This window comes from Aurantiacibacter sp. MUD11, assembly GCF_026967575.1.
Classification (GTDB): Bacteria; Pseudomonadota; Alphaproteobacteria; order Sphingomonadales; family Sphingomonadaceae; genus Alteraurantiacibacter.
In genome coordinates, this window is sequence record NZ_CP114054.1 from 86266 (window position 1) to 103317 (window position 17052).

The following is a 17052-nucleotide window of genomic DNA, read 5'->3' on the forward strand; positions in this document are numbered from 1 at the left end:
GGAAGTGGCGCTCCGCAAAGACCCGTCGCTAGTCGCCGGCGGGGTTCTGCACCAGTCGCAGCAGGCTGCCGTCGGGATCGACGAGATAGGCGATGGTCAACCCGCTGATATCGCGCTGCGGCGGGACCAGCCGGGGGATGCCCTCGCGTGCCTCCGGCACTCCCGCCTCGCCACATTGCGCCACCAGCGCATCGAGGTCGTCCAGCCGGAGGCAGCAGGAATGGTTGTTCTGCGCCGGGTCGAGGTCGGGCCAGGGGAAGAATTCCAGCTGCAAGCCACCGCGTTGCAGGATCAGCCAATGGCCGGAACGGTAGGAAGCGGCGAAGCCCAGCTTCGAATACCAGCGCTCGGTCTTCAGGAAGTCGCGGCTGGGCAGGTTGGGGGTGGCGCGATCAGCCAACGGAAACCGCTTACAGCGTTGCCTCGATATCCCGGGCGGCCTGCAACGGGTCGTCCGCACGGCTGATCGGGCGGCCGATCACCAGCACCGAAGCGCCGTCGTCGCGAGCCTGGCGCGGGGTGACGACGCGCTTCTGGTCGCCCGTCGCCTTGCCGCCGGGGCGCAGGCCGGGAACGACGAAGAAGCCGTCCTTCCACTGCTTGTGCACGGCCTTCACCTCCTGTCCGGAGCAGACGATGCCGTCGAGCCCGCTGGCCTCTGCCAGTTCGGCCAGGCGCATCACGTGATCGTGCGGCGTGCCGCTGACGCCGGTGCGCTTCAGGTCGTTCTCGTCGAGGCTGGTGAGCATGGTGACGGCAACGACCTTGGTGTTCTCGCTCGCCGCGGCCTTGGCATCCTCCATCATCGCCCGCCCGCCGCTGGCGTGCACGGTCATGATGGCGGGCTCCACCACGTGCAAGGCCTGCATGGCGCCGGCGACGGTGTTGGGAATGTCGTGCAGCTTCAGGTCGAGGAAGATCGGCAGGCCGAGATGGGCGATCTCGTGCACACCGTGGGTGCCGTGGGCGCAGAAGAATTCCAGCCCCAGCTTCACCCCGCCGATATGGCCTTTGACCTTGTCGCAAAGCGCCTTCGCTGCATCCAGCTGCGGGACGTCCAGTGCCAGGTAGACCGGGTTGCTCATCGCTTGTCTTCGTCACCGCTGTGGGTCGGCTCCAGCGGCGATTCGCCAGCAGGTTCCGGCGCCGGTTCGGCAACCGGAGCGGGTGAGGGAGCCGGGGCCGGTTCGGCCGGAGGCGGGGCAACCGGGGTGTTCGCAGCTGTGCGCGCGGCATTCTCCAGACTGGCGATCTTGCGGGTCAGGCGCCACCGGCTGCCGCGGTGGTACAGCCACATCGGCACGAAGCCGATCAGGAAGGACACGATCACCACGGCGGGGATCTTGGTGTCGACGACGATGCCGTCCCAGATGCGCACGGTGACCGTCGGGTCCCAGTTGGCGATCGAGAACAGCAGCAGTCCCACCAGCAGCAGAACCCAGATGACCGTGCGGACGATTTGCATCAGTTACCTTCCCATCCAAATGCGTTTGGCAGCGATGCTAGGCGCATCGGCGCGGCATTGAAAGAGCAGCCCGCTCAGGCCTTGAACACGCGGTCGAAGATCGTGTCGACGTGCTTGAAGTGGTAGTCGAGGTTGAACTTTTCCTCGAGCTCCGCCTCGCTCATGGCGGCGGTCACTTCCGGGTCGGCCTTTAGCAGTTCGAGCAGCGACAGCTGGCCGTCCGATTCCCACACCTTCATGGCGTTGCGCTGGACGAGGCGGTAGGCGTTGTCGCGGGTGATGCCGGCCTGCGTGAGGGCCAGCAGCACGCGCTGCGAGTGGACAAGGCCGCCCATCTTGTCGAGGTTCTTCTGCATCCGCTCCGGATAGACCAGCAGCTTGTCGACCACGCCGGTGAGGCGGGCGAGGGCGAAGTCCAGCGTGATGGTGGCGTCGGGGCCGATGAAACGCTCGACGGAGGAGTGCGAGATATCGCGCTCGTGCCACAGCGCCACGTTCTCCAGCGCGGGCAGGGCATAGGAACGGATCATGCGCGCCTGTCCGGTCAGGTTCTCGGTCAGGATCGGGTTGCGCTTGTGCGGCATGGCCGACGAGCCCTTCTGGCCGGGCGAGAAGTATTCCTCCGCCTCCAGCACCTCGGTCCGCTGCAGGTGACGGATTTCCACCGCGAGACGCTCCATCGACGACGCGATGACGGCGAGGGTGGAGAAGTAGGCGGCGTGGCGATCGCGCGGGATCACCTGCGTGGAGACCGGTTCGACGCTCAGGCCCAGCTGCTCGGCGACATATTCCTCAACACTCGGATCGATGTTGGCGAAGGTGCCCACGGCGCCGGAAATGGCGCAGGTGGCGATTTCCGCTCGCGCGGCGACCAGCCGTTCGCGGCAGCGGTCGAACTCGGCATAGGCCTGCGCCAGCTTGAGGCCGAAAGTCGTCGGCTCGGCATGGATGCCGTGGCTGCGGCCGATGGTGGCGGTGTACTTGTGCTCCTCGGCGCGGCGCTTCAGCGCCTCAAGCAGGGCGTCCATGTCTTCCAGCAGGATGTCGGTGGCGCGCGCCAGCTGCACCGCCAGCGTGGTGTCGAGCACGTCGGAGCTGGTCATGCCCTGGTGCATGAAGCGCGCCTCGGGGCCGACCTGGTCCGCCACCCAGTCGAGGAAGGCGATAACGTCGTGCTTGAGCACGCGTTCCTTCTCGTCGATCGCCTCGACGTCGATCTTGGGCTTGGTGGCCCACCAGTCCCACAGGGCCTTGGCGCCGCTTTCGGGCACCACGCCCAGCTCGGCCAGCTTCTGCGTGGCGTGCGCCTCGATCAGGAACCAGATCTCGTATTTCGTCTCCGGATCCCAGATCGCAGTCATGGCAGGGCGGGCGTAACGGGGGACCATCGTGAACTCCGGATTGGCAATGTGCGAGAGGATTTGGCAGCGCGGCTAGGCCGCTTGCCGGAAAATGGCAAGGGAGCCGCGCCATGGCGTTGCTTTCGCTGCGACTTCGTGTTGGAATAACCCGCGCTGTCTTTCCGGCAGCGCCCAACGGGGTCCCTTGATGTACAAGTCCATTGCCGTCCTGCCGCTCGTCGCCATCGCGTGGAGCGCGCCTGTCCTTGCCGGTGAAGAGCCGCTCTACGCCGATGCGCCCGATTACGTCGCGCCGGTCGATCTCGACGCCGCCATCGCCGCGGGCGAGGAAGTGGTGATTTACGACCGGCATTACCGGCTCGAGGACGGGGTGGTGACGCAATATTCGGACGTCGCCTACGAAATGCGCTCCACCGAATCGCTGCGCCGCTTCGGCACGCTGCAATTCGGCTGGCTGCCGGACAAGGGCGACCTGATCATCCATCGCCTGGAAATCATCCGCGACGGTGAGACCATCGACGTGCTGGAGCAGGGCGCCGAGCCGCAGATCCTGCGCCGCGAACGGCGGCTGGAGCGCCAGTCGCTCGACGGTGCGCTGACCGCCGCCATCCCGATTCCCGGTCTGCAGGTGGGCGACGTGCTGCGCTATTCGATCAGCACCACGCTGGCCGACCAGGCGCTGGAGCGCGAAATGCAGGCGCAGGCGCGGCTGACTGCCGAGCCTGCGCGGCTGGGTTTCGGCCGGGTGGTGTTCTCGTGGCCGGAGGACGAGGACATCCACTGGCGCGCCGTCGGCCAGGCGGGCGAGCATGAGGTGGTGACGCGCGGCGGATACGACCTGATCGAGGTCACCCTGCCGATCGAGGAACCGGAAGAGATGCCCGAGGATGCGCCGGGCCGCTATCACCTCAATCCCGGCATCCAGGTCGGCACCTTCGGCAGCTGGCGCGATGTCAGCCGGGTGATGGCGCCGCATTTCGCCACCGAGGGCACGATCGATCCGGAAGGGCCGATTGCCGAGGAAATCGACCGCATCCGCCAGACCACCGGCGACAAGACCGAGCAGGCGGCGCTGGCGCTGCAGCTGGTGCAGGACGAGATCAACTATCTTCTCAACGGCCTCGACGGCGGCAACTACCTGCCGCAGATGCCCGAGGAGACCTGGCAGCTGCGCTATGGCGACTGCAAGGCGAAGAGCATGTTGCTGCTCGCCATGCTGCGCGAACTGGGCATCGAGGCGGTGGCGATCCTGGTCGATACCAACAATTCCGATGCCGCCAGCGCGGTGTTGCCGCAGCCGGCAGCCTTCAACCACATGATCGTGCGCGCCGAAATCGACGGCACGACCTATTACCTCGATGGCACCAGCGCCGGCACGCGTCTCGATACGATGTACGAGGTGCCGGACTACACCTATGCGCTACCGCTGATCGAAGGCGGGGCGGAACTGGCGCGGGTCGAGCAGCGCTGGCCCATCGCGCCCGACCAGATCGTGCGCGTAACCCATGACATGAGCGGCGGCGTCGACCTGCCCGGCCTCTACGAGATCGAGGTGGAGACGCGCGGCGTCTATGCGGCACGGATGCGCGAGCAGGCGGCGGAAACCAATCCGCTGGTCGTCCTCAGCAACGCCCACGGCTTCCTCAGCGAGATCGTTCCGGGTGTGCTCTACGACGCGGAATATTCCTATGACGAGGCAAGCGGCGTGGGGACGCTGCGCGCGCGCGGCTTCGAGATGGACACCTTCGCCATCGACCGCGACACGGCGACCCATGCGATCTCCTCCGCCACCACCAACTGGGCTTTCAACCCCGACCGCGCACGCCGTGCATGGCGGGATATTCCCTACATGGTCGGCGGGCCGCTGACGGTGGCTTTCGAAAGCACCTATATCCTGCCCGATGGCGGCGAGGGTCTGCAGATCAACGGGACCCCAACGCTGGACGAGGTTACGGCGGGCACGCGCTACAGCCGCAGCATCTCGGTCGAGGGAGACCGCGTACTGCTGGAGGATTCGTACAGCTATATCCCCCGCGAAATCGCGGCCGAGGATATCCCCGCCGAGCGCGCAAAGATGCGCCAGCTGGTGAGCGGCGATCCGCAGATCGCGATCAACGAACCGGTCCGCGCCTGGGAGCTCGACGATGCCGAGCTGACCGCCCGGATGGAGCGTTTCGAGGAGCCGCTGGAGGCCGTCCTGGCAATCGAGGAGGACAATTCCGGTTATCCGCTGATGGCCGGCATCGTGCGCCTCTATGGCCGGGATTACGATGGGGCGATCGCGCATTTCGACCACGCGCTGGAGCTGGAGGAATCCCCGCAGGGACACATCCTGCGCGCCAATGCGCTGACCCAGCTGGGCCGCTACGAAGAAGCGCTGGCCTCTGCCGAGCGCGCGCACGACCTGCAGGGCGATCTCGAAACCGCCGCGTTGCTGGCCACCGCGCTGTCCGAAGTGGACCGTACCGAAGAAGCGCTCGACCTGCTCGATTCGCTGGGGCTGGCCGGACAGGAAGCCACCACGGTCGCCTCGCTGTGGGCGGACCTGTCGGGCAAGGCCGGGCGCCAGGAGGAAGCCTGGGAGCGCCTGTCGGAGGTGCTGCTGGATCGTCCGGGCGACGGCGCCGTGCTCAACTCGCAATGCTGGCTGGCCGGCACCTGGCAGACCAATCTCGATCAGGCCGGGGACATCTGCGACGAGGCGGTGACCGCGTCCAATTACTCGGCATCGGTGCTCGATAGCCGCGCGCTGTATCACTACCGCGCGGGCAATACCGATGCCGCCATGGCCGACCTCGAAGCCGCGCTGCGCAAGCAGCCCGGCATCGCCGCCAGCCTCTTCCTGCGCGGTATCATCCGGCTGGAGCAGGGCGACGAGGACGGCCTGGAAGATATCGTCCACGCTCGTCGCATCGCGCCGATGATCGACCGGCAATATGCCGAATACGGCCTGACCCCGGAGGTGTGAGCGCGGGCTAGATCAGACCCTTCGCCCGCAACGAAACGTGCCCTTCGCGGCCCACGATCACGTGGTCGTGGACGAGGATGCCCAGCGGCCTGCCGGCCTCGGCAATGCGCTTGGTGATGTCGATGTCGGCGCGGCTGGGCTCGGGATTGCCGCTGGGGTGGTTGTGCACCAGGATCAGCGCCGATGCGCCAAGGTCCATAGCCCGGTGGATCACCTCGCGCGGGTGGATGGCGGCCTCGTCGATCGTCCCTTCGCCGAAGTGGTGGTCCACCAGCAGCCGGTTGCGTGAATTGAGATAGAGTACGCGGACGCGTTCGACATTGAGATGCGCCATGTCGATGGCGAGGTAGTCCAGCAGCGATTGCCAGCTGCCCAGCACCGGCTTGTCCTGCACCTCGCTGCGCGCCATGCGACGGGCGACCAGCGCGGCGATCTTGATCTGGCCCACGCTGGCATCGCTGATGCCCTTCACCTGCTTCAGCGCCGAGGCTTCCGCATTCAGCACCCCGGCCAGCGTGCCGAAACGCGCCAGCAGTGCCTTTGCCAGCGGCTTGGTGTCGCCTCGCGCCAGCGCGCCGAACAGCAGGTATTCGAGCACTTCGTAGTCGGCCAGCGCTTCCGCCCCGCCGCCCAGCAGGCGTTCGCGCAGCCGCGCACGGTGGCCCGCAGCGCCTGGTTTCCCCGGTGGCGACACCGGCTCGTCCTGCAAAAAATCGCCTTGAGACATTGCCTTAAGCGCTCTCCCCTACACGATGCATTGCCTTTGTGCGCGCAGTCGCGCAAGTGTGCAGGCGCAATGGCGCAGGAAGCCGGAGAGGCCATCGAGCAACGCCCAAGGGGTCGCAAGCGCCGCATTGCGCGCAACGCCTTTCGCGTGGTTATCGCCCTGATGGCGGTAGCGGTCCTGCTCGTCTGGTTCGAGCGCGAGCAGATCGCCAACGACTTCATTGCCCGCGAATTCGACGCCCGCAACGTGCGTGCCAGCTATCGCGTCGACACCATCGGGCCGGGGCCACAGGTGCTGTCCGACATCGTCATCGGTGATCCCGAACGGCCGGACCTGACGGTGGAGCGGATGGAGGTGTTCGTCACCCCGCGCCTGGGCCTGCCCGACATCACCGAGCTGCGGCTGACCAGGCCGCGCCTCTACGGCACCTACCGCGATGGCGAGCTGAGTTTCGGCGACCTCGATCCCTTTATCTTCACCGGCAGCGAAGAGCCGTTCGAATTCCCTTCGCTCACGCTCGTCATCGACGATGGCCGGGGGCTGATGCAGACCGATATGGGCGACATCGGCCTGAAGGTGAGCGGGGCCGGGCACATGCGCGGCGGCTTTGCCGGGGAACTGGCTGCCGTGGCTCCCTCGCTGGCGCTGGGCAGCTGCGGGGCGCAAGACGTCACGCTCTACGGCGAAATCGGCATCAATGCCGAACGCCCGGAATTGCACGGTCCGCTCCGCTTCGCCTCGCTTTCCTGCGAGAACGGCCTCGAAATCGGCCGGTCGGGCATCGCGCTCGACGTGCAGGCCGAACGCAGCCTCGTCGAATTCGACGGCGAGATCGATTTCGTCACGCGTGCGGTCTCGGTGGCGGACCTGCAAGGGGCGTTGCGCGGTACCGGGCGGTTCGCCTGGCATGCCGAGGAACTGACCGTCAGTTACGATCTCGCTGCCAGCGATGCGGCGACGCCCTATGCCGATTTCGGCGAACTGGCGCTGGCCGGGCGCGTGCGGGCGCTGGACGGATTCGCCCAAGTCGAGGTCGAGGGTGACGTCGCGGGCGAAGAACTGCGCATGGGGCCGCAGCTCGATGGCGCGATTGCCAGCGCCGCCGAGGCCAGCCGCGACACCCTGCTCGGGCCCTTGCTCGACAAGCTGGGCCTGAATCTTGCGAGCGAATTGCGCGGCAGCCGGCTGGAGGCGAACTTCACTGCTCGCCAGCTGGACGGCCGCACCAGCCTGGTCGTGCCCGAGGCACGACTGCGCGGTGGCAGCGGGGAGACCTTGCTCTCGCTGTCGCGCGTGCAACTGACCGACGAGAGCGATGGCTTGCCGCGTTTCACCGGCAACGTGGCAACGGGCGGCAACGGCCTGCCGCAGATTACCGGGCGGATGGAGCAGGCAGGCAACGGCGCGCTGCAACTGCGCATGGCGATGCGCGAATATGCTGCCGGCACCTCGCGCCTGGCCTTGCCCGAGCTGACACTGGTGCAGGGCAGGGGCGGGCAGCTGGCCATCGACGGTCGCGCCATGGCGAGCGGCTTGCTGCCGGGCGGTTCGGTCGAGAACCTCTTGCTGCCGATCGACGCCGTGCTGGCCGCCAATGGTAGCTTCGCCATGTGGCGCGGGTGCCGCGAAGTGAGCTTTGACCGGCTGGCGCTCGCCAACCTATCGCTTTCGCGCCAGTCGCTGGCGCTGTGCCCGCAAAGCGGCGAACCGATCCTGCGATATGGTGCGGATGGCCTGCAATTCGCGGCCGGGACCGAGGCCCTGCAGTTGGCAGGTGAACTTGCCGATACACCGATCGCGATTCGCTCCGGCCCGGTCGCGATCGCCTGGCCCGGCGCGCTGGCGGCACGCGACGTTGCCGTGGTGCTTGGTGCTGCCGACAATGCCCAGCGCTTCGTTATCGCGGACCTGCGGGCGGACGTGTCGGCGGAAGCAATCGCCGGCCAGTTCTTCGGTACCGACGTGTTCCTCGCCTCCGTGCCGCTCGACCTGCTGGGCGCAGCGGGCAACTGGACCTATGCGGACGAGCGTTTCAGCATCAGCCAGGCGAGCTTCGTGCTGGAAGACCGCGAGCGGATCCACCGATTCGAACCCATGCGGGCACGCGGAGCGACGCTCTCGCTGTTCGACAACCGCATCACCGCCGATGCCCTGCTGCGGCATCCGGCATCGGACACGGTGCTCAGCCGGGTGGAGATCGTCCATGATCTTTCCACCAGCACCGGCCATGCCAACCTGTTTGTCGACGGCGTCACCTTCGGGCAGAACCTGCAGGTTGTACCGCCCGCCTCGCACTGTCTGGCCAGCCCCGGCGCGCGGCGCATTCCGCAAAGCGGGCTGACCTGCCTCGCGCTGGGCGTGGTCAGCGACGTGTCCGGCACTGTCAGCGGTAGCGGCCGGATCGACTGGAATGCCGAAGAAGTGACCAGCAGCGGCCGCTTCAGCAGCGATTCGCTGGATCTTGCCGCCGCCTTCGGGCCGGTGAAGGGCGCCAGCGGTACGCTGGTCTTTACCGACCTGCTGGGCCTCACCACCGCGCCGAACCAGCGCGTCTCCGTGGCTTCCATCAATCCGGGCATCGAGGTGTTCGAGGGCGAAGTTGCCTTCCAGCTGGTGGACGGCGAGATGCTGGCGCTCGAAGGGGCGACCTGGCCCTTCATGGGCGGCCGACTGACGATGCAGCCGGTGAATCTGCGCTTCGGCGCGCCCGAGGTGCGGCGCTACGTCATGCAAATCGAGGGGCTGGAGGCCGGCCTGTTCGTCGAGCGGATGGAAATGTCCAACGTGGCGGCCACCGGCACATTCGACGGCACCATTCCGATCGTTTTCGACGAGGACGGCAACGGCCAGCTCGAAGGCGGCTTCCTACTCTCGCGCCCGCCGGGCGGACATGTCTCCTACGTCGGCCAGCTGACCTACGAGGACGTGGGCTTCATGGCCAACTTCGCCTTCGAAGCGCTGCGCGACCTACGCTACGACACCATGGAAGTGCAGATGAACGGTCCGCTGACCGGCGAACTGGTGACGCAGGTGCGCTTCGAGGGCGTGGAGCAGGGTGAGACCGCCCGGCGCAATTTCATCACCCGCGCGATTGCCGACCTGCCGATCGAGCTGCGGCTCAACATCCGGGCACCGTTCTACAAGCTGATGACCTCGCTGCGCTCGCTCTACGATCCGGCCACCGTGCGCGACCCGCGCGACCTTGGCCTGCTGACGACTGATGGTGTGCGCCTCCGCGAGGCCATCGACCAGCAGACTGTCGACGAGAACGAAGCTGCGGAAGAGGCGGAGGCGGAGCGCCTCCTGCAGGAAGCTTTGAACCCCGATGAATCCGATATTCAGCCTGAGGAAAGCGAGACGTCCCCATGATCCCTTCGAAATTGACGAATTGCGCCCGTGGCGCGCATAGTCACCCGATGCAGGGGGCGAAGCGCACAAGGGCCGCGATGATGGCGGTGTTGGGAGCGATCCCGCTTGCCGGGTGCATCACGCTGGAAGCGCCCGACGAGCCGATCGTGATCGAGCTCAACATCAACATCACGCAGGAAGTGATTTACCGGCTGGCGGACGACGCCCGCGAGAATATCGAGGAAAATCCCGACATCTTCTGATGGCGGATCGAAGGAGCGAGTTGGAATGCACAAGCGCAACCTCATGACGATTGTCGGCGCGGCCGTGGCGCTGGCCATGCTCGCCACGCCCGCCCAGGCGCAGCGCGACCCGGCCTACCAGGCCGCGCGCGACAACGGCCAGATCGGCGAGAAAATGGACGGCTACCTCGGTATCGTCGGGGCCGAGACCCCGGCGCTGCGGGCGATGGTAGAAGATCTCAATATTCGCCGCCGCGCCAATTACGCGGAGCGTGCCCAGGCCAACAACGCCACGCTGGTGGAATATGCCTTTACCCAGGGCTGCATCCTGATCGCCCGCACCGCGCCGGGCGAAATGTACCAGGCCCCCGACGGATCGTGGCAGCAGCGCGGCGACGGACCGCCCCAGCGCGACCCGCGTTGTCCCTGATCAAGCCGGTATTTCCCGCCCCCACGTGTTGACTCGCCAACACCCCCCTTCTAAGGGGGCGGCGCCCTCGGCGGGCGGCTCGTTTGCGCATGGCAAAATGCTCCCCTAAAGGAGCCGGCATGACAGATGAGAAACCCGCACGGGAACCCATCGGTGAGGATGCGCGGATCGACGCGCTCGAAGAGCGGCTCAAAGCTGCACGCGAGCGGGAAGAACAGCGCAACCAGCCGCAGGTGCAAGGCTCCGATGCCAGCTACAAGGCTGGCAACAAGGTGCTGGCAGACCTGCTTGGTGGGCTTCTTGGTGGAACGGTGGTCGGCTATGCCATTGGCTGGTTGACCGATACCAATCCCTGGGCCCTGCTGATCGGCCTGTTCCTCGGGATCGTGGTCGCTTTCAGGAATATCATTCGGACGTCCAGCCAGCCGCCCAAGGGCGATTGATCGGACTAAAACGCAAGGGTTTACAAAGACGTGGCAGGCGAAGCCGAAACGGCCAAGGTCGACCCGATGTACCAGTTCACCATCCAGCCGCTGCTGGGTGAAAACTGGGACATCGCCGGATACAACATCGCTTTCACCAACTCGGCACTGTGGATGCTGATCACGGCCGTGGTGCTGTGGATCTTCATGCTTGGCGGCATGAAGCGCGAGCTGGTGCCCGGCCGCTGGCAGATGGCGGTGGAAACCTTCACCGGCTTCATCGACGACATGCTGGAAGCGAACGTAGGCAAGGCGGGGCGCAAGTACGTCCCCTACATCTTCAGCCTGTTCATGTTCATCCTGTTCGCCAACCTGCTCGGCCTGCTGCCGCTGGGCCTTGTCGGCGTGCACCCGTTTACCTTCACCAGCCACTTCACCGTCACCGGCGTGCTGGCCATCATCAGCTTCTCCATCGTGCTGATCGTGGGCTTCTGGAAGCACGGCTTCCACTTCTTCAGCCTGTTCGTGCCGCACGGTACGCCGCTGCCGATGATCCCGGTGATCTTCCCGATCGAGCTGATTTCCTTCCTCGTGCGCCCGTTCAGCCTCGGCCTGCGACTGTTCGTCGCCATGATGGCCGGCCACGTGCTGCTGGAAGTGCTGTCCAGCTTCGTGATCGACGGCTGGAACGCCGGTGCCCAGTTCGGCCTGCTGGTCGGCGTGCCCAGCTTCCTGCTGATGGTCGGTATCTGCGCGCTGGAAATCCTGGTCGCCGCGATCCAGGCCTACGTTTTCGCACTGCTCTCGTCGCTCTACATCAACGACGCCGAGAACCTGCACTAAGTTCAACCACCTTTTTGCCCAACGAATTTACTTGAAAGGATAATCTCATGGATATGGAAGCTGCCAAGCTGATCGGTGCCGGTCTTGCTGCAATCGGTGCCGGTATGGCCGCCATCGGTGTGGGTAACGTGTTCGGCTCGTTCCTCGAAAGCGCGCTGCGCAACCCGGGTGCTGCCGACGGCCAGCAGGGTCGCCTGTTCATCGGCTTCGCCGCTGCCGAACTTCTCGGCCTGCTGGCGTTCGTCGTGGCGATGATCCTGATCTTCGTCGCCTGATCGACCTCACCGGATAGCTGGCCGGGCGAATTCGCGTCCGGCCGGTTGTAATTTGTAATCTCGCGCAGATAGGCGGAATCCGTCCATGCCCCAGATAGCCCAATTGGCCGAGACATATGCCAGCCAGATCTTCTGGCTGCTGCTGATCTTCGGCTTCATCTATTTCGTCATCGGTCGCGGCATGGTGCCGCGTGTGATGGACACCGTGGGCCTGCGCGACAAGCAGATCGCTGACGACCTGGCCGCGGCGCAGTCCGCCCGCGACGCCGCCGACGAGGCGGAGGAAGCCTGGCGCAAGCGCGAGAACGCCAACCGCGAAGCGGCGCAGGCGCTGGTCAACGAAGCCAAGGCGAAGGCGCAGGCCTCCACCGAAGGCAAGCTGGCCGAAGTGCAGTCGCGGATCGATACCCAGCTGGAAGAGGCCGAAGCCCGCATCAACGCGAGCCGTGCCGAAGCCGCCAAGGAAATCGAGACCGTGGCCGCCGAAGCGGCGCAGGACATCGCTGCCCGCCTGGCCAATGTCAAAGTGACCAAGACCGTCGCCCGCACGGCGGTGAAGAAGGCGATGGCCAATGGCTAACCCGACCCAGACCGAAGCCCTGCCCGAAGTCTTCGCGACCGAGGAAGCACAGATCGAAGTTGCGGACTCGCACGGCGGCGCTGCCGTCCATGCCGAACCCGAACTGCTGGGTCTCGCGCCCTTCCAGTGGGTCTCGATCGCCATGGCGGTGCTGCTGCTGTTCGCCTTCGGCGTTGCCAAGGTGCACAAGGCGATTGCCGGCGGCCTCGACAACAAGATCAAGGCCATCAAGGACAACCTTGAGGAAGCCAAGCAGCTGCGTGCCGAGGCCGAGGCCCTGCGCGAGGAATATGCTGCCAAGATCGCCAATGCCGAGAAGGACGCCGAGGCGATGCTCGACAACGCCAAGCGCGAAGCCGAAGGCATTGTCGCCAAGGCGCAGGAAGACACGGCTGCGATGATCGCCCGTCGTGAGCGCATGGCGCAGGACAAGATCGCCGCCGCCGAGCGTCAGGCCGTTGCCGAGCTGAAGGCCAAGGCCGCCGACGCCAGCACCGCTGCCGCCGCCGCGCTGATCGCCGACCAGCACGACGCCGAGGCCGACAAGGCGCTGGCCGACGAGGTTATCTCCAACATCTGACCTGCGTCCTCCGCGGTTACGGCAAACAAGCCCTCGCTTCGGCGGGGGCTTTTTGTTTTTGCGCTTCACAAATGCGCTGCCCTGCCGTTAGCACCTGTCCCGAAAGGGAGATTTGCCATGCAAGTTGCGGTTCTGGGAGCGAGCGGGAAGGGCGGCTCGGAGATTACCAAGGAACTGGCGGCGCGGGGGCACACGGTGGTGGGCATTTCGCGCCATCCCGATGCCATTCCGGACCTGCCGGGCGTTCAACGCAAGGCAGGGGATGCCAGCAAGCCGGATGAACTGGCCCGGCTCATCAAGGGTGTCGATGCCGTCATCAGCGCGGTGCATTTCGACATCCCCAGCGCCACGCTGTTGGGTGCGGTGAAGCAGGCCGGGGTGAACCGCTTGCTGGTGATGGGCGGTGCTGCCAGCCTGAAGGGAGCGGACGGCGTGATGCTCTACGATTCACCGCACTTCCCCGAAGAGATCAAACCGATCGTGAAGCCGGCGATCACCTTCCTCGATGAACTGCGCGAGGAGCAGGAGGTCGACTGGACCTTCTTTTCCCCTGCCATGGTCATCTTCGAAGGCGAGCGCAAAGGTCCCGGCAGCTTCGAACTGGGCGGCGATGAGCTGGTCACCGACGGCGATGGCAACAGCAAGATCAGCTATGCCGACTACGCTATCGCCATGGTCGACGAGCTGGAGCAGCACAACCACAGCCGCCAGCGGTTCACCGCGGCTTACCCCTAGAAGCTGTCCTTCGCTGCCCTGAGTGCGGCAAAGGTCTCGTGCGGGGCGTCGCCGCCCCAACGGGCCTGCATGTCGGGATCGTCGGCGCGCAGGAAGGGGTTGGTCTCCAGCTCGCGGGCGAGGGGGAAGGGCACGGTCGGCTCTCCGGCGGCGCGCTTGGCGTCGATTTCGCGGGCGTAGTCGATCAGGGCATCGTTGCCGGGATCCGCATGCAGCGCGAAGGCGGCGTTGGCCTTGGTGTATTCATGCGCGCAATAGAGCGTGGTGTCGGCGGGCAGGCGCTTGATGCGGGCAAGGCTGTCCCAGAACTGCGGTGCAGTGCCCTCGAACATGCGCCCGCAACCCAGCGCGAAGACGCTGTCGCCGACGAAGGCCATGGCGCTCTCGGCCAGGTGATAAGCGATGTGGCCCATCGTATGGCCGCTCACGTCAATAACACGGGCGGTGTGCTCGCCCAGCTTCACCAGGTCCCCATCGCGCACGGTGCGGTCGACCGCGGCGATCTTCTCGGCGTCGAGCAGCGGGGCAGTGACGGTGCAGACGCCACCATCCCTCTGGCAGGCAGCCTTGATCGCCTCGTTCCCGCCAGCGTGATCGGGGTGCCAGTGGGTGTTCCAGATCTGCGTGATCCGCCAGCCCTTGGCCGCGGCCTGTTGCAGGTATTCCTCGGCATCGGGCGTGTCGATGCAGGCGGTCTCCCCGCTGGCAGGGTCGTGCAGCAGGAAGCCGTAGTTGTCGGACAGGCAGGGGAACTGGTGGACTTGCAGCATGGTCATTCCGGGAGGTTGAGTTGCCAGCTGATATTGAACGGGTCGGCAATCCAGGTGAACAGCCGGCTGAAGCCGTAGTTGTCGATCGGCATCATCACGCTGGCGGTGAGCTTCTCGGCCATGTCGCGCAACTGTGCCTCGTCATCGCACTCGACGAAGATCGAAGTCGATGGTGTGAAGCTGAAATTGTGAACCGGCGGGCTGTCGTTCACCAGCCATTCCGCACCGCCGATGCGGATGCGCGCGGTCATTACCTGTCCCGCCATGTCACCTTCAGGATGTTCGTTCAGTTCGAGCACTTCGAAGCCCGGCACTGCGGATTGCCAGAGCGCGAGGGCATCCTTGGCTTGCCCCTGAAACATCAGAAATGGCGTTGCTTTCATCTGCCCAGCCTACACCGCACCGCGCAGACAAGAAAGGCCCGCCTGCCGGTGTGGCAAGCGGGCCTTCCTGATCCCGTTACGGGAGAACGCGCTTAGTCGTTCTTCTTCAGGGCTTCGCCCAGGATGTCGCCCAGCGAGGCGCCGCTGTCGGCCGAGCCGAACTGTGCCACGGCTTCCTTCTCTTCGGCGATCTGGTGAGCCTTGATCGAGAAGTTCGGCTTCTTCGAACGATCGAAGCCGGTGACCATGGCGTCGACCTTCTGGCCGGTCTGGAAGCGATCCGGACGCTGCTCGTCGCGGTCGCGGCCGAGGTCCGAACGCTTGATGAAGCCGGTTGCGCCATCGTCGCCAACCTGCACTTCGAGGCCGCCATCGCGGACTTCCAGCACGGTGACGGTGACGACTTCGCCGCGACGCAGCGCGCCGGCGGCACCAGCTTCGGTCGGAGCGCCCTTTTCGAGCTGCTTCATGCCGAGCGAGATGCGCTCCTTGTCGATGTCGACGTCCAGAACGACGGCCTGGACTTCTTCACCCTTGCGGTGCAGCGCCAGCGCGTCTTCACCCGAGATGCCCCAGGCGATGTCGGACATGTGAACCATGCCGTCCACGTCGCCCGGCAGGCCGATGAACAGGCCGAACTCGGTAGCGTTCTTGACTTCGCCGGTAACGGTCGAGCCGACCGGGTGAGCTTCGGCGAACTCTTCCCACGGGTTGCGCTGGGCCTGCTTGAGGCCGAGCGAGATGCGACGCTTCTCGGAATCGACTTCCAGCACCACGACTTCGACTTCCTGCGAGGTCGAGACGATCTTGCCCGGGTGGACGTTCTTCTTGGTCCACGACATTTCGGAAACGTGGACCAGGCCTTCGATGCCCGGCTCCAGCTCCACGAAGGCACCGTATTCGGTGATGTTGGTGACCTGGCCGGTGACCTTGGCACCAACCGGGTACTTGGCGCCAACGCCTTCCCACGGATCGCTTTCCAGCTGCTTCATGCCCAGCGAGATGCGCTGCGTATCGGCATTGATGCGGATGATCTGGACGGTCACGGTCTGGCCGATCTCGATCACTTCGCTGGGATGATTGACGCGCTTGTAGCTCATGTCGGTGACATGCAGCAGGCCGTCGATGCCGCCCAGGTCCACGAAGGCACCGTAGTCGGTGATGTTCTTCACGACACCGTCGGTGATCTGGCCTTCGCTCAGGCCTTCGATCAGCTCGCTGCGCTGTTCGGCGCGGGTTTCTTCCAGCACGGCGCGACGCGACACGACGATGTTACCGCGGCGACGGTCCATCTTCAGGATCTGGAAGGGCTGCGGCACGTCCATCAGCGGGGTAACGTCACGCACGGGGCGGATGTCGACCTGCGAACCGGGCAGGAAGGCCACGGCGCCGTCGAGGTCGACGGTGAAGCCGCCCTTGACGCGGCCGAAGATGCGGCCTTCGACGCGCTTGCCTTCGCCGAACTCGCTTTCCAGCTTGTCCCAGGCAGCTTCGCGGCGGGCACGGTCGCGCGACAGCATGGCTTCGCCGTCGGCGTTCTCGACGCGGTCGACGAAGACTTCGACTTCGCTGCCGACGGTCAGGCCGTGGTCGTCTTCACCACGGGCGAATTCCTTGAGGTTGACGCGGCCTTCGCTCTTCAGGCCCACGTCGATCACGGCCATGCCGTTTTCGATGGCGGTGACGGTGCCCTTGACGACGCGGCCTTCGAAGCCGCCCTCGGCGCCGCCGAGCTGTTCGTCGAGGAGTGCCGCGAAATCGTCGCGGCTCGGATTGGCAGAAGTAGCCATTATCTGGTGTTCCTAATCAATGTTTTTTCCGGCCACCCGGTTAAGCCGGGGGTCTTTTCTCCGCCGCTCGCGGGATTGCGATTGGCGGGCCAAAGGGCCGAACTGCCCGTGCGGCCGAATACCGGCACAGGCG

General features: G+C 65.6%; 18 protein-coding genes. 10 read left to right on the plus strand and 8 right to left on the minus strand.

Annotation, left to right across the window (positions count from 1 at the left end):
- Positions 1–28: 28 nt before the first annotated feature.
- The 4 genes from OZN62_RS00380 to purB form a co-directional block, all read right to left on the minus strand.
- The gene (locus tag OZN62_RS00380) at positions 29–400 is read right to left on the minus strand and encodes a bleomycin resistance protein (RefSeq protein ID WP_269100624.1); all 372 of its coding nucleotides are present in this window, start codon (positions 398–400) and stop codon (positions 29–31) included.
- Between the two features lie 10 nt (positions 401–410).
- A complete protein-coding gene (pyrF, locus tag OZN62_RS00385; protein WP_269100625.1) occupies positions 411–1085 on the minus strand; it encodes an orotidine-5'-phosphate decarboxylase in 675 nt (224 codons plus the stop codon).
- A complete protein-coding gene (locus OZN62_RS00390) occupies positions 1082–1465 on the minus strand; it encodes a LapA family protein (RefSeq protein ID WP_269100626.1) in 384 nt (127 codons plus the stop codon). The genes pyrF and OZN62_RS00390 overlap by 4 nt, the downstream gene beginning before the upstream one ends.
- 74 nt (positions 1466–1539) lie before the next feature.
- Positions 1540–2853 (minus strand): adenylosuccinate lyase, encoded by a 1314-nt coding sequence (gene purB / locus OZN62_RS00395; RefSeq protein WP_269100627.1) that lies wholly within the window; start codon positions 2851–2853, stop codon positions 1540–1542.
- Between the two features lie 160 nt (positions 2854–3013).
- On the opposite strand from purB, the gene OZN62_RS00400 reads away from it, so the two are divergent.
- A complete protein-coding gene (locus OZN62_RS00400; RefSeq protein WP_269100628.1) occupies positions 3014–5794 on the plus strand; it encodes a DUF3857 domain-containing protein in 2781 nt (926 codons plus the stop codon).
- A gap of 7 nt (positions 5795–5801) precedes the next feature.
- Here the strand turns inward: OZN62_RS00400 and radC are convergent, their stop codons facing one another.
- Positions 5802–6521 carry a RadC family protein gene (radC, locus tag OZN62_RS00405; protein WP_269100629.1) on the minus strand — a complete coding sequence of 240 codons (720 nt, stop codon included), beginning with the start codon at positions 6519–6521 and terminating at the stop codon, positions 5802–5804.
- 69 nt (positions 6522–6590) lie between these two features.
- On the opposite strand from radC, the gene OZN62_RS00410 reads away from it, so the two are divergent.
- The 9 genes from OZN62_RS00410 (at position 6591) to OZN62_RS00450 (ending at position 13976) form a co-directional block, all read left to right on the plus strand.
- On the plus strand, positions 6591–9890 hold the full coding sequence (locus tag OZN62_RS00410) for an intermembrane phospholipid transport protein YdbH family protein (protein ID WP_269100630.1): 3300 nt from the start codon (positions 6591–6593) through the stop codon (positions 9888–9890).
- A 77-nt stretch (positions 9891–9967) separates the two neighbouring features.
- Positions 9968–10132, plus strand: a complete 165-nt coding sequence (locus OZN62_RS00415; protein WP_269100631.1) for a YnbE family lipoprotein — start codon at positions 9968–9970, stop codon at positions 10130–10132.
- A gap of 25 nt (positions 10133–10157) precedes the next feature.
- Positions 10158–10541, plus strand: a complete 384-nt coding sequence (locus OZN62_RS00420) for a YdbL family protein (RefSeq protein ID WP_269100632.1) — start codon at positions 10158–10160, stop codon at positions 10539–10541.
- 119 nt (positions 10542–10660) lie between these two features.
- Entirely contained in the window at positions 10661–10984 is a 324-nt protein-coding gene (locus OZN62_RS00425) for an AtpZ/AtpI family protein (RefSeq protein ID WP_269100633.1), read from the plus strand.
- Between the two features lie 30 nt (positions 10985–11014).
- Positions 11015–11806, plus strand: coding sequence for a F0F1 ATP synthase subunit A (locus tag OZN62_RS00430; RefSeq protein WP_269100634.1), 792 nt, complete (start codon positions 11015–11017; stop codon positions 11804–11806).
- A gap of 47 nt (positions 11807–11853) precedes the next feature.
- On the plus strand, positions 11854–12081 hold the full coding sequence (locus OZN62_RS00435; RefSeq protein ID WP_057884388.1) for a F0F1 ATP synthase subunit C: 228 nt from the start codon (positions 11854–11856) through the stop codon (positions 12079–12081).
- Between the two features lie 85 nt (positions 12082–12166).
- A complete protein-coding gene (locus OZN62_RS00440; RefSeq protein WP_269100635.1) occupies positions 12167–12661 on the plus strand; it encodes a F0F1 ATP synthase subunit B family protein in 495 nt (164 codons plus the stop codon).
- On the plus strand, positions 12654–13241 hold the full coding sequence (locus OZN62_RS00445) for a F0F1 ATP synthase subunit B family protein (RefSeq protein WP_269100636.1): 588 nt from the start codon (positions 12654–12656) through the stop codon (positions 13239–13241). Before OZN62_RS00440 ends, OZN62_RS00445 begins: the two co-directional genes overlap by 8 nt.
- A gap of 117 nt (positions 13242–13358) precedes the next feature.
- Positions 13359–13976, plus strand: coding sequence for an NAD(P)-dependent oxidoreductase (locus OZN62_RS00450; RefSeq protein ID WP_269100637.1), 618 nt, complete (start codon positions 13359–13361; stop codon positions 13974–13976).
- On the opposite strand, the gene gloB is transcribed toward OZN62_RS00450, so the two are convergent.
- The 3 genes from gloB to rpsA form a co-directional block, all read right to left on the minus strand.
- Positions 13973–14746, minus strand: a complete 774-nt coding sequence (gloB, locus tag OZN62_RS00455; protein WP_269102194.1) for a hydroxyacylglutathione hydrolase — start codon at positions 14744–14746, stop codon at positions 13973–13975. The two genes, OZN62_RS00450 and gloB, sit on opposite strands and share 4 nt — an antisense overlap.
- Positions 14747–14748: 2 nt before the next feature.
- The gene (locus OZN62_RS00460; protein ID WP_269100638.1) at positions 14749–15129 is read right to left on the minus strand and encodes a VOC family protein; all 381 of its coding nucleotides are present in this window, start codon (positions 15127–15129) and stop codon (positions 14749–14751) included.
- Between the two features lie 92 nt (positions 15130–15221).
- Positions 15222–16919: a 30S ribosomal protein S1 gene (rpsA, locus tag OZN62_RS00465; RefSeq protein WP_269100639.1), complete on the minus strand. Its 1698-nt coding sequence runs from the start codon at positions 16917–16919 to the stop codon at positions 15222–15224.
- Between the last annotated feature and the right edge of the window lie 133 nt (positions 16920–17052).